The sequence below is a fragment of the uncultured Corynebacterium sp. genome (assembly GCF_945649885.1).
Lineage (GTDB): Bacteria > Actinomycetota > Actinomycetes > Mycobacteriales > Mycobacteriaceae > Corynebacterium.
This window is the reverse complement of sequence record NZ_CALZFS010000011.1, coordinates 26,583-38,294: the sequence shown is the minus strand read 5'-3', so window position 1 is coordinate 38,294 and position 11,712 is coordinate 26,583. Positions and strand designations below refer to the sequence as shown.

The 11,712-nt window shown below is 56.4% G+C and carries 11 protein-coding genes and 1 tRNA gene; 7 read left to right on the top strand and 5 right to left on the bottom strand.

The genetic code is table 11. The features are described 5' to 3' along the window. The first annotated feature begins 6 nt into the window (after positions 1-6). A tRNA-Ile gene (locus tag Q0M74_RS02455) sits at positions 7-83 on the top strand. Between the two features lie 539 nt (positions 84-622). Next, complete coding sequence (locus tag Q0M74_RS02450; RefSeq protein WP_293951454.1) at positions 623-1,900, top strand: glycosyltransferase family 4 protein; 1,278 nt, start codon at positions 623-625, stop codon at positions 1,898-1,900. Between the two features lie 46 nt (positions 1,901-1,946). Here the strand turns inward: Q0M74_RS02450 and Q0M74_RS02445 are convergent, their stop codons facing one another. Beyond that, positions 1,947-3,464, bottom strand: coding sequence for a glycosyltransferase (locus tag Q0M74_RS02445; RefSeq protein WP_293951452.1), 1,518 nt, complete (start codon positions 3,462-3,464; stop codon positions 1,947-1,949). Between the two features lie 79 nt (positions 3,465-3,543). Between Q0M74_RS02445 and Q0M74_RS02440 the strand changes: the two genes are divergently transcribed. Both Q0M74_RS02440 and Q0M74_RS02435 read left to right on the top strand, forming a co-directional pair. Beyond that, positions 3,544-4,353, top strand: a complete 810-nt coding sequence (locus Q0M74_RS02440; protein ID WP_293951450.1) for a serine hydrolase — start codon at positions 3,544-3,546, stop codon at positions 4,351-4,353. Positions 4,354-4,715: 362 nt separating this feature from the next. Next, the gene (locus Q0M74_RS02435) at positions 4,716-5,144 is read left to right on the top strand and encodes a hypothetical protein (protein WP_293951448.1); all 429 of its coding nucleotides are present in this window, start codon (positions 4,716-4,718) and stop codon (positions 5,142-5,144) included. A gap of 133 nt (positions 5,145-5,277) precedes the next feature. On the opposite strand, the gene Q0M74_RS02430 is transcribed toward Q0M74_RS02435, so the two are convergent. The 3 genes from Q0M74_RS02430 to Q0M74_RS02420 form a co-directional block, all read right to left on the bottom strand. Next, a complete protein-coding gene (locus Q0M74_RS02430) occupies positions 5,278-6,369 on the bottom strand; it encodes an App1 family protein (protein WP_293951446.1) in 1,092 nt (363 codons plus the stop codon). Positions 6,370-6,480: 111 nt separating this feature from the next. Then, the gene (locus Q0M74_RS02425; RefSeq protein WP_293951444.1) at positions 6,481-7,302 is read right to left on the bottom strand and encodes an HAD-IIA family hydrolase; all 822 of its coding nucleotides are present in this window, start codon (positions 7,300-7,302) and stop codon (positions 6,481-6,483) included. Positions 7,303-7,354: 52 nt separating this feature from the next. Next, a complete protein-coding gene (locus tag Q0M74_RS02420; protein ID WP_293951442.1) occupies positions 7,355-7,636 on the bottom strand; it encodes an acyl carrier protein in 282 nt (93 codons plus the stop codon). A gap of 65 nt (positions 7,637-7,701) precedes the next feature. Between Q0M74_RS02420 and Q0M74_RS02415 the strand changes: the two genes are divergently transcribed. Continuing rightward, positions 7,702-8,721: an alpha/beta fold hydrolase gene (locus Q0M74_RS02415; protein WP_293951440.1), complete on the top strand. Its 1,020-nt coding sequence runs from the start codon at positions 7,702-7,704 to the stop codon at positions 8,719-8,721. An 18-nt stretch (positions 8,722-8,739) separates the two neighbouring features. Here the strand turns inward: Q0M74_RS02415 and Q0M74_RS02410 are convergent, their stop codons facing one another. After that, positions 8,740-9,528, bottom strand: coding sequence for a DUF1707 domain-containing protein (locus Q0M74_RS02410; protein WP_293951438.1), 789 nt, complete (start codon positions 9,526-9,528; stop codon positions 8,740-8,742). Between the two features lie 234 nt (positions 9,529-9,762). Here Q0M74_RS02410 and Q0M74_RS02405 point away from each other — a divergent pair, with 234 nt between their 5' ends. Then, complete coding sequence (locus Q0M74_RS02405) at positions 9,763-10,758, top strand: ABC transporter substrate-binding protein (protein ID WP_293951436.1); 996 nt, start codon at positions 9,763-9,765, stop codon at positions 10,756-10,758. After that, entirely contained in the window at positions 10,755-11,708 is a 954-nt protein-coding gene (locus Q0M74_RS02400) for an ABC transporter permease (RefSeq protein ID WP_293951434.1), read from the top strand. The genes Q0M74_RS02405 and Q0M74_RS02400 overlap by 4 nt, the downstream gene beginning before the upstream one ends. The last annotated feature ends 4 nt before the right edge of the window (positions 11,709-11,712 follow it).

Below are 11,712 nucleotides of genomic sequence, written 5' to 3'. Positions count from 1 at the left end.
GGGTAGGGGGCTATAGCTCAGTCGGTTAGAGCCACGGACTCATAATCCGTTGGTCGCGGGTTCGAGCCCCGCTGGCCCCACCATTCACACCCTCTCATCAATTTCCAGATTGGTGAGGGGGTTTAGTGTTTCCCACCTGCGAGTTTCGCGGGTTCCGCACCGGTGAGCAACAGCAGAGGTGTCTGATGCCGGCGTGTTTAATGTGTGAGGGATGCCTTCGAACAGGGCGGCGCCCTCCCTGAGGGGAGGGCATTTTTGCACAGCAATTTTTCGCAGTGATCTCCCTGGCAGGGGGATCATTAAAAAACACTCAAAACCTGAGGGCGCCTCTCGGATCCCCCTTCACAGGGGGACTAGCTAAAAGACTTCTGACAGGAAGTTTTCCCTTCATGGCGTGGGTGATGCAAGAGAATCACGTGCTCAGTGGGCATGACCTGGAGGCGGGGTCTCTGACTGTCTGCTATTTCAAAGTCTTCAGACAGTCGCGTGATACGGTTTTCAGAGGTTCTTTATTTAGACTGAGAGCTTGAAAAATCTCCTCTTACGGAGGGCGAACCTTAGAGGCGGCCATCGACCATTGAATATTCTGATACTTTCTCATCACTGGCACCCGGAAAACGGCGTGCATCAGCGTCGATGGAGCTGGTTATCAAAGGTAATTATAGATGCTGGGCATCGTGTGGTGGTGGTGACACCACCACCACATTATCAACGCACCGGTAAATGGACTGAAGGGCTTAAATCCCTGAAGTTGACCGGATCCGCCCCTGAGATTGGTCCCTCGGGTGAAACCATCATCAGGTGCCCCTACCTTCCAAGTGGAACCTCTATTACAGGAAGGGCCAGTAATCAGGCTTTCGTTGCCGGTGCCTCCGTGGTGACTGCACTTACCCGTGCAGGTGCTTTTGATGGTGAGAAACCTGATCTGGTCGTTGGAACTGTTCCTGCATTGCCGACGTCTGTGGTGACATCCGTGGTGGCTGGGATGCTCAGGAAGCCCTATGTCATTGATCTTCGTGATGCCTGGCCAGATCTTCTTGACCAGGCTAAAGCATGGAATAAGGGCACCGGTCAGGTATCTATACGGGAGAAGGTGCTCAGCAAGGGGCCGCTCCAGCTGGGTACCTTCATGATCCGTTCCATGGTCAACAGAGTTCTGCGGAAGTCCTCAGGGATCATGGTTACCTCGGAAAATCTGGAACACCACCTGCGTGCTTCAGAAGAACTGTGGGGTTCGGGCCCCGCGGCGGATATCACCACGGTGCGAAATGTCTTTCCCCCGGAGACTAGCTATCAGGCCACTGATAAAAGTTCCGGCCCTGCTGATGCGCTGAACGTTTTGTACGCCGGAACACTGGGAAGGGCCCAGCATCTGCAGAATGCCATTGATGCGGTACAGATCGCCGGAGCCAAAGGGCTGACAGTCCACCTCCGGATGGTGGGCGCGGGGGCCACCCGACAGGCCCTGGTGAAGCACGCTGACGCCAGTGGATGTGACATTGAGATACTTGGTCGCAAGCCTGCCGATGAATTGGATGCCGATTATGACTGGGCGGACACCGCCCTGGTACATCTGACGGACTGGGAGCCGCTTAACCGGGCGGTGCCGTCCAAAACCTATGAGCTGATGACCTCGAATATCCACATCAGTGCAGTGGTGGCAGGTGAGGCCGCAGACATTATTGCTCAGCACCGGGCAGGGGATGTAGTGAAGCCTGAGAATCCAGAGGCGCTGGCAGATCTCTGGATCGAATTGGCACAAAACCGTGACCGATTGGCACCTGATGGTGGGGCAGCCGGGTGGGTGGAACGTGAGCGCACGGAGGTTGCGCCGGAACGCCTGTTGGCGATCCTTGACAGCGCTGTGAAGGCTGGAAGGCCTCATCGAAAGAAAACATAGGAACCGCCCTCTGCCAGCAGGTTCTCATGTGAGCTCTGAAAAAGTGCTACTCAGAGCCACCCTCGGTGGTCTGAGCCTTAAGCTCTGAGTAGAGCTGCTCGTAGATTTTTCCGATGGAGGACCAGGTCCGTTGCTTCAGGAATTCCGTGGCTTTGACCGGTTCTGCCTGCAGGGCTGCTGCAACAGCATCTGCCAGTGCCTGTGGATTCTCCGGTTCTGCATAATGCCCCAGGTTTCCTGTGACTTCTCGAAGTGCCGGCAGATCTGAGGCCACCACAGGGACCCCCAAGGCCAGTGCAGCCAGGGGTTTGATCGGCGTGACGGTGCGACAGACCGGAGTGTCCCGGCGGGGAACGAGGAAGACATCCAGCGCGCCGTACCATTTCCAGGCCTCAGTACTGGAGACCCGACCAGGGAAGATCACCCGCTTTTCCAGCCCCAGCTCATGGGCAAGGTCCTTCAGTGCAGGCAGTTCCGTTCCATCCCCGACGATCACTGCGGTGGCATCTGGCAGATGGGTGAGCGAGCGGATCAGAGTGTCGAAGCCTTCATAACCCACGACAGCAGACACCGACCCGATGAGCTGGCCCTGACCATGTGCAGGATCAGGAAGCCCCAGTTCCCTCCGCAGTGCATGCTTATCAACGGACCGGCCGATGAGTGTGGCGTCGAGGGCATTGGGGACCACGACGATCTTTTTCGGATCGACACCACGCTGTGCCAACTGATCTGCTGACACCTGGCTGAGTGCGACCACAGCATCGGCTCGCATGGCCAGTGCTGTTTCTTGAGCACGGCGTCCCTGAAAATAAGAGCTGTCAGAGGCCGTCATGACCTCCATCGGATCCCTGGAATCAAAGCGGCTGAGCCAGGTTAATTCAGGTTCTCCGCGTACCTCATAGATCCAGGGGATACCGAGTGCACGGGCGGCCTCCTCAGCTGCGAGGGCATTTTCAAAAGGCGTGGTGGTGTGAATGGCCCACGCATCTGTTTCCCTGGCGATGTCGATCAACTGTCGTGCCGTCTCATGGGTGGTCGACAGAGTCGAAGAGGGCATGACCCAGGGCAACAGACGACGGTAGGGAATGGCATCGACGTTTTCCACGGGGGTTTTTGCCACCTGGCCAACGGTGACGGGATAACCGAGCCGTGTCACGGCAAGCGCATCAAAGTCGGTGTCCTGCAGTGCCGTGAGAACACCATGGGAGCGAAGCGAATAGCCGGAATTGGTGTGTGGCAGTGAATTGGTCAGCAGGTGCAGCACCGGCCCTGTGTGATTACCACTGCTGTAAGTGGTGAATTCCGGACGGTAGGCCAGTAATTCCCGGAGATAGCGGATCCGTGTGGACTGGGGCGCACGTTCCAGCTGACCAAGTCTTTCCTGGGTGCTGGTGCCAGGCATGATCTTCGCAAGCGATGCCAGGGGGCCTCCTGCCGGTGTTGCGCGGAACCGCTGGGCAACCTTGTCTGCGAAGGAACCAGGATTGCGGGTGATGAAACCGGATACACCTGTGATCAGTGTGGTCGCAGTCTTCAGAAGATGGGGTAGATCGGGGGATGACACACCAGTAGAGACTACATTTTTACAACGACTCGCACATGTCTTCACAGTTTTGTGTACAGAAATTGCTAGGGTCTACGCCATGGACAGCTTGAAGACACTGGAATCATGGCCTGTGGACAATGTTGCCGGAAGCGTTGTCGCCAACAGTGAGGTCTACGCCCACGGTGATGTTGATCGTGTATTCGATACGATGAGCGTGACCAAGCCAGTGGCAGCGTATGGGTTCCTTCTTGCCTATGAAGAGGGTATTTTTGAGCTGGACAGCCCTGCCGGCCCGGACGGCGCCACTATTCGTCACCTTCTGGCTCACGCCTCAGGTGTGGGGTTTGACAGCCCGGAACCCCAGCGGCCGGTGGAGGACAGAAGGATCTACTCCTCCGCGGGCTTTGAGATCCTCGCCGATATTGTGGCGGAGGAAGCAGGAATGCCCTTTGCGGAGTACCTGCATGAAGCCGTCTTTGTTCCGCTGGGGATGAATAGCTCTGTACTGGAGGGATCTGCTGGACACGGGATGAAGTCCACGGTCTCTGATCTGACCAGGTTTGCGCAGGAATTGATCACACCGACGCTCTTGTCCCGGCAGACCCTTGATGAGGCGTTCACCCTGCAATACCCAGATCTGATCGGCACCGTACCTGGCTATGGCATGCAGAAGCCGTGTCCCTGGGGACTGGGTTTTGAGATCAAGGGTGACAAGACCCCGCATTGGACCGGGACGACGATGCCTGAGAACACCGTTGGTCACTTCGGACAATCTGGCACCTTCATCTGGACGGTTCCGGGCAGCGGTTATGCAGGAGTGGTCCTTGGGGACCGGGCTTTCGGCGCCTGGGCGAAACCACTGTGGAGTGATTTCAACGATGAGGTATGGGCAGAGCTCACCGCCTAGTTCTGGCTTGTTTTTCCTGTTTTTCTTCTGGATTAGGCCTTGAAAAATCCTTGGCGCTGTCTTGGGGGACGGTGTAATCATAGAGCCGCATGCTCGTGAACTGGGGTTTTGTTGGGGGAAATGGCCCCACAACGGGGAGCCTAAAGCTAAACTTTAGGTTTAGCAAAGGGGGGTTAAAGTGTTGGTTCAGGGTTGCTGGTGAGGTGTGAGTTAACCACAATCGCCTGTAGTAAGTAAGTCGTTGCAGGTTGATGACGCACACTCGAGGCCGTTGGGGAAGACGAACCTCGTCTTACATCTCTCAGAACCGGGCTTTTAGCCCGGTTTTGGGATGCTGTCAAGTGTTGCCGAAGGAATCCGACATGACGAACAACGCATTAACCGTGCCCACCCGGACCCGTCATCAGGCGGACCTGCTCAAGGCAGACTTCTGGGAGGACATGGGATTACCCCAATTGAAAACCTCCGTAGCTGACTCTTTTGAAGGTGTGGCCAAACCTGCGCAAACCGCTGTTCTCAGCATTAGTGGAATGCCTCGTGAGCTCCGTCCGCGGATTGAGTCGGCAATGGTCATATGTGTACCGAGTCCGTCGGAGTTGATAACTCTGGGATCTGATCCGCTTACTGCTCATTGGTTTACAGCCTGGCGCCGTGATCCATTTGAGCTTGGCCTCGTAGAGTGTCGAGAGGTGATTACCGGAACCCCACGCGAATTCATGAATCTGCGTGCTGTGCTGGAGAATATAGCGGATGAACACAGGTTTGATGTTGAACTTCGTATTGTTGACTAAACGCAAACGAGGTTGAATCTCACCAGATTCGAGGACATAGACTAATCCCGCGGTGCCTCCCTAGAGGAAGGGGGAGGCACCGCGGGATTCTGTTTTCTTAGATGTCTTCCCACATCAGGGAAGTGGAGTCCACCTAGTCCGTGATGCCAGGATTTTCGACCAGGGGGAATGGCTGGGACCGGTAGTTCGAGAGCAGTTCATCGCCATCCTTGCCATGGACCACAGGAACACCCTGTCCACCATTGGTGGTGATGGTGGATAATGCTCCGGTGGTTCCATGGGAGAGAACATGTTCACCCGGGGACAGTTCCCGGATGGCCACCCCGGCGATCCGGTCAGGATGCTCCGCCACGGCCTCGCTGAAGATCAGTGGGTCATGCTGGCCATCATCGCCGACCAAGATCCATTTGATATCTGGATAATCGATGATGAGGTTCCGGAGCTGTACCTTCTTGTGCTCCTGGCCTGAGCGAAACAGGCCGGTGGGGGTAGGACCCCAATCCGTCAAAAGCATCGGGCCATCTGGAAGTTTGTGCTTGTTTAAAAATCCCTTGAGTGTTTCGAAGGTGTTCCAAGCGCCGGTGGAGAGGTAAAACACCGGGGCATCTGCATCATTTTTCAGCAGTTCTGCGTAGAATTCCGCCATCCCGGGAACCGGCTGTCGGGTGTTGGTATGGCGGATCCAGGAATTCCATGCGGCCAACAGCGCACGGGGAAGCCAGGTGACCATGATGGTGTCATCGATATCTGAGATCAATCCCAGTCTGGCTGAGGAATCCACGATCAGGACCCTAGCGGTGGCCTGCTCTGAGCCAGCTGCCTCCACGGTGATATCGTGCCAACCGACGCTCAGGCCGTGATCCTGAATGAGAACATCCAGATAACCATTGCCATCAGTGTGCGTATTTACCGTGCGGTCACCGATGTGGACGCTGATCGGATGATCCGGCACCTGGATGGTGAAGAACTGACGCCAACCGCGTTGTGCCTGTTTGCCCAATGAATCTGGTGAATCCATGTCATCCATGTCTATGGAATCGGGCTTAGGGGTGCTGCCCTGATCTGGGTTGGTCATTAACACCCGTGCAAGAACCCGCACGCGGCGATCTGTTCCATACCCGGAGAATCCGATGACCTGGGGCTTCCACCCTTTTTTCTGGGACCAAGTCAGGCTAGCCCGGTTTGCTGCATGTTCGCCCTTGCGCACAATGTCTGAAATCGCCATGCCACCGACACTAGACTGCCGTTTCCTCCACCGCCGGTTAAGGCACATTTTCAACCAACATCGCAGCAAGCACCTGCTGGTTTCCCAGTTCCCCGGGGAAGCCCCGGTGGGTTATTCAGCTGCCAGCTCCTCCTGCTGGAAGGACCCGTCGCCGAAAGGATCCTGCCAGCTATCGGCAAGGTCAGCGATGGAATCCATCACCATGGTGGGACGGAAGGGATAACGTTTGATCTCCGCATCATCAGAGATGCCACTTTTCACCAGGATGGTGCGCATGCCAGCTTCCAGACCAGAGATGACATCGGTGTCCATGCGGTCACCGATCATGACGGTGTGTTCAGAGTGGGCGCCGATGTTGTTGAGCGCACTGCGCATCATCACCGGGTTCGGCTTGCCGATGAAATAGGGGTCAGCGCCGGTGGCTGCGGTGATCAAGGCAGCCACTGCTCCGGTAGCCGGCAGAATTCCTGTGGGGGAGGGTCCTGTGACATCCGGGTTGGTGCAGATGAAGCGTGCGCCACCGAGAATCAGGTTGATGGCGGTGGTGATCGCTTCGAAAGAATAGGTGCGGGTTTCACCCAGGACCACAAAATCAGGATTAGAATCGGTGAGAATCCACCCTGCGGTATGCAGGGCGGTGGTGAGTCCAGATTCCCCGACAACATAGGCGGTGCCTTCGTTAACCTGGGATTTGAGGAAGTGTGCCGTGGCCGTGGCAGAGGTCCAGATTCTTTCAGGGGGTATCTCTAGGCCGGAGCTTCTTAGCCGTGCGGAGAGATCACGCGGGGTGAAGATTGAGTTGTTGGTCAGAACCATGAACTCAATATTGTTCCTGGTCAGTGACTGCAGGAAGCGGTCCGCTCCGGGGATCATGTCGCCCTCTTTGATGAGGACGCCGTCCATATCAGTGAGGTATGAGATATTCACGTTCATGACACCATTGTGCTCCCCGGATACCGTTTTGTCTCCAGCTAGTGCTTAAAAATTACTTTGAGGCCTCAGAACGGTTGGTCTCAATGAAGGTGATCACATCGCCAACGGTGGTGAAACCCTGGACATCAGCATCTTCAATACGCACGCCGAAAGCATCTTCAACCTGCACGATAGCCTCAATCAGGTTCAGGGAGCTGATGGCAAGATCATCAATCAACCGGGATTCGGGGGAAATATCTTCAGAGGTGACACCGCCGACATCTGACAGGATTTTAGTCAGGGAGGAGACTACTTCAGCGCGTGCATCATCGGTTTCAGAGATCTTCGAGGTCATGGAACTAAAGCTACCGATATGTCCCCGGTCAATCCAGTCACCCCAGGCATTGTAGGCTGAGATCTATGGCTTTAGATCCCACCTGGATGCAGTCAACTGCACGTAGCGCCCGTTTAAGACTCACTGCAACCGGAAGGCGTCAGCTGGCATTGGAACATGGTGCCCTGCACAGTCGCACCCGTGAACCCGGCCTGGTCCATGTGGATGTTGAAACCACCGTGGATTCCGGTGGAATCCCCATCCAGACCTATGTTGTGGGCCCGGAAGATGCGACCACCACCGTGGTATTCATCCATGGCTTCACCCTCGCAGCAGAGGTCTACTACATGCAGGTTGATTACCTACGTCAGAATTTTCCGGATGTTAAAAGCTTGCTTATCGACGCCCGCGGCCACGGCCGTACCGGCCGCGTGGCCCCAGAACTCTGCACTATCGACGGCACCGCCGATGACGTCCTGGCAGCGATCAGGGCCTATGCCCCCACCGGACCACTGGTCCTGGTCGGGCACTCCCTAGGTGGGCTGACCGCATTGAACCTGGTTAAACGCAGCGATGCTGAATTAGCCGAGCGTATCCAGGGTGTCATTCTCGTGGCCACCTCCATCGAATCCCTGTCTGCGCAGGGGCTCCCCCAGGTCCTGGCATCCCCGGTTGCTGAGAAGGTCATGGATGCCACCGAAGCCGCTCCCCATGATGCGGAGAAGTTCCGTTCCTATGCCTCCCAGTTTGTGGCACCAGCACTATCCACCGCGGTATTCAAGAGACCGATCAATGATCGCGTGGTGGAATTCCATGCCGCGATGATCCACGAAACACCCCTGGAAACATTCGTCGGTTTCTTCGGCGACCTCCAAGAGCATGATGAGCTGGATGCAGCAGAAGCCATGATATCGATTGAAGGGTATGTCCTGGCGGGTGAAAACGATGATGTCACCCCACTGAGCCAGGCGGAGCGAATCTGTGAGCTCTGGCCTCGGGCGAAACTCCAGATTGCCGAGGGGGCTGGCCATATGATTCCCCTGGAGGCCCCAGGCATCCTCAACAACGCGATAGCTCAGACACTCCAGAAGGTCTCAACCTCCTAGAAGTTTGCTGGCGGGGTGTTAACGCCCGCCGAACATCTGCTCCCAGAAGCCCAGGGGTTCATTGGGGCTTTTGGTGATCACTTTCAGGGTGGAGGCACGGGAGACACCGGTGAGCACCACTCGGGGAGCTCCGGGGATCGGGGCGGAGGTATCCACGTGGAACTCAGACCAGTTCTTATTGGCGATCTGAACATCAACATGCACGCCCGGTGGCACCACCAGAGTGGTTGCTGACATATTCATCGTGATGTCAATGGTGACCACCGGTGCCGCAGCAGTAGCCTTCCTGAGATCAATATGAAGATCGGAGCCGTTGAGTTTATAAGCCGAGTACGCAGGCACAGCCCATTCGCCGGTCTTCTTGATGGTACCCATGGTTGACTGCTCTGGTTGATTGGCAGGTTGGGGAGAAAACTGCTGAGGCTGGGATAGGTGCCCACCCATTGGAATCCCCTGTGGGGCATGGGGATGCGGGTGGGGATGTGGTTGCTGTGTGTAGTGAATCGGTGGTTGCGGTTGCTGAGGCTGGGCATGCGGATGAAAGGGCTGCTGTGGCCGTATCGGAGGCTGCTGCAGATGAGGCTGGGGAGCCGCCGGATTCCCGAATTGGGGTGGGGGAATGGGCGGACCACTGAAATAGCGGGCGCGGATCTGCATGAGATCTGAATTGTTGTCCGTTGACCAGACGATATCCACCAGATCCTGGTAGGTGTTCAGGTCCAGACGTCCCTGACCCACCAGACGGGTCAGTTCCGCTTGGAGGAATTCACGGTCAGAGTCGCTGGGCTTTTTCGATGGAATGCTCATGGTGGATACCACTCTAGTGATCTGTGAAAAACTCCGCCGATCATCTTTCAACTCGCCGCATTCTGGCTGGAAAGTAATTCTTTCGATGGCCCTGGGGTACCCGACGGGGACACATGTTTACGCATATGACGAGGCGAACAAGTAAGTTCAACCATGAGTCATCTCACACTGGTGACTTTTCCCATAAAACTTGTGAAACGCCCTGGGCCAAAAATATCTATAAGGAGATGTGCCATGTTTTCTTCACGATCGAAGATCTTCGCCAGCATCCTAGCTGTCGGTGCGCTTGCTCTGGCATCCTGCTCCAGCGAGTCTGATGACACCTCAGCAGACACCTCAGCCTCAGAAGGAGGCGAATCCTACTCCATCGGTATCAACCAGCTGGTGCAGCACCCTGCTCTTGATGCCGCAACTGAAGGATTCAAGCAGGCTTTCGACGCTGCAGGTGTAGAAGTCACCTTTGAGGAACAAAACGCCAATGGTGAACAGGGCACTGCTCTGACCATCGCTCAGCAGTTTGCCTCCGACAACCTCGATCTGGTTCTTGCCGTGGCCACCCCTGCCGCCCAGGCAACCGCCCAGAACATCACCGATATTCCAGTTTTGTTCACAGCAGTCACCGATGCCGAATCCGCTGAACTGGTGGATTCCAACGATGCACCGGGCGGAAATGTCACCGGTACCTCCGATGTCGCACCGATTGATGAGCAGCTCGAGCTTCTTGAGCAACTGGTCCCCGGTGTTGAGTCCATCGGTATTGTCTACGCCTCCGGTGAGGTCAACTCCCAGGTTCAGGTTGATGCAGTGGAGGAAGCTGCAGCACCACTGGGCATTGAGGTCAAGACCCAGACTGTCACCACCGTCAATGAAATCCAGCAGGCTGTCGATGCCCTGGGTGATGTTGATGCCATCTACGTTCCAACCGACAACATGGTTGTCTCCGGTATCGCCTCTCTGGTCCAGGTTGCAGAGCAGAACCAGATCCCTGTGATCGCTGCAGAATCAGGCACCGTTGAAGGTGGTGCAATTGCCACCTTGGGTATTGACTACACCGAGCTGGGCCGCCAGACCGGTGAGATGGCACTGCGCATCCTGCAGGACAATGAGGATCCAGCCACCATGCCCGTTGAGACCGCCACTGAGTTCACCTATGTCATCAACGAAGATGCCGCAGAACGCCAGGGCGTTGAGATCCCACAGGAGATCCTGGACAAGGCTGAGCGCGTATGATCGGCGCGTTTGAAGTCGGGCTGATCTATGGAGTGATGGCACTGGGTGTTTATCTCACCTTCCGTGTCCTCAACTTCGCAGATCTCACCGTCGACGGCAGCTTCACCACCGGTGCAGCAACCGCGGCAATGGCGATCATGGCCGGATGGAACCCCGTTCTGGCCACGCTTGCAGGTTTTGTCACCGGCTTCATCGCAGGCATCATCACCGGCCTGCTACACACCAAGGGAAAAATCGACGGACTGCTCGCCGGTATTCTCACCATGATTGCCCTGTGGTCGATCAACCTACGCATCATGGATGGCGCCAATGTTCCCCTCCTGCGTCAGGAGACCCTGTTCACACCTCTGCGTGATGCAGGTCTGCTGGGCACCTGGGCGGGCCCGGGAATCCTCACCGTTGCTGTGGCATTGCTTGGACTGTTGGTTGTCTGGTTCCTCAACACTGACCTAGGACTGTCCCTGCGCTCCACCGGTGATAACGGACCGATGGTCCAGTCATTCGGCGTCTCCACGGACTTCACCAAGACCTTCACCATCGCCCTGTCCAATGGTCTTGTCGGCATGTGCGGAGCACTCGTCGGCCAGTACCAGGGTTTTGCAGATATTTCGATGGGCATCGGCCTCATCTTGGTTGGTCTGGCCTCGGTCATCCTCGGCCAGGCCATCCTAGGACAGCGACGGGTATGGATGGCAGTCATTGCCGTCATCATCGGTGCGATCCTGTACCGACTGATCATCTTCGCAGCTCTGCGCGTGGGACTTGATCCCAATGACATGAAGGCGATCACTGCTCTATTGGTTGTGGTTGCACTACTGCTACCGAGGTGGAAGGGCATGAGCAGCAGATTCAAACGGAGTCCTTCTGTCCCTGCCGCAGCCATTGCAGCTCCGGATACCGCTGGAGCTGATGGTGTCACCGAACCACTGCCTGCCGGAAAGGAGAGCTGAGACC

Coding starts and splice junctions, on each gene's coding strand:
- Q0M74_RS02440 (WP_293951450.1), top strand. CDS start 3,544: ATGGACAGCTTGAAGACACTGGAATCATGGCCTGTGGACAATGTTGCC.
- Q0M74_RS02435 (WP_293951448.1), top strand. CDS start 4,716: ATGACGAACAACGCATTAACCGTGCCCACCCGGACCCGTCATCAGGCG.
- Q0M74_RS02430 (WP_293951446.1), bottom strand. CDS start 6,369: ATGGCGATTTCAGACATTGTGCGCAAGGGCGAACATGCAGCAAACCGG.
- Q0M74_RS02425 (WP_293951444.1), bottom strand. CDS start 7,302: ATGAACGTGAATATCTCATACCTCACTGATATGGACGGCGTCCTCATC.
- Q0M74_RS02420 (WP_293951442.1), bottom strand. CDS start 7,636: ATGACCTCGAAGATCTCTGAAACCGATGATGCACGCGCTGAAGTAGTC.
- Q0M74_RS02415 (WP_293951440.1), top strand. CDS start 7,702: ATGGCTTTAGATCCCACCTGGATGCAGTCAACTGCACGTAGCGCCCGT.
- Q0M74_RS02410 (WP_293951438.1), bottom strand. CDS start 9,528: ATGAGCATTCCATCGAAAAAGCCCAGCGACTCTGACCGTGAATTCCTC.
- Q0M74_RS02405 (WP_293951436.1), top strand. CDS start 9,763: ATGTTTTCTTCACGATCGAAGATCTTCGCCAGCATCCTAGCTGTCGGT.
- Q0M74_RS02400 (WP_293951434.1), top strand. CDS start 10,755: ATGATCGGCGCGTTTGAAGTCGGGCTGATCTATGGAGTGATGGCACTG.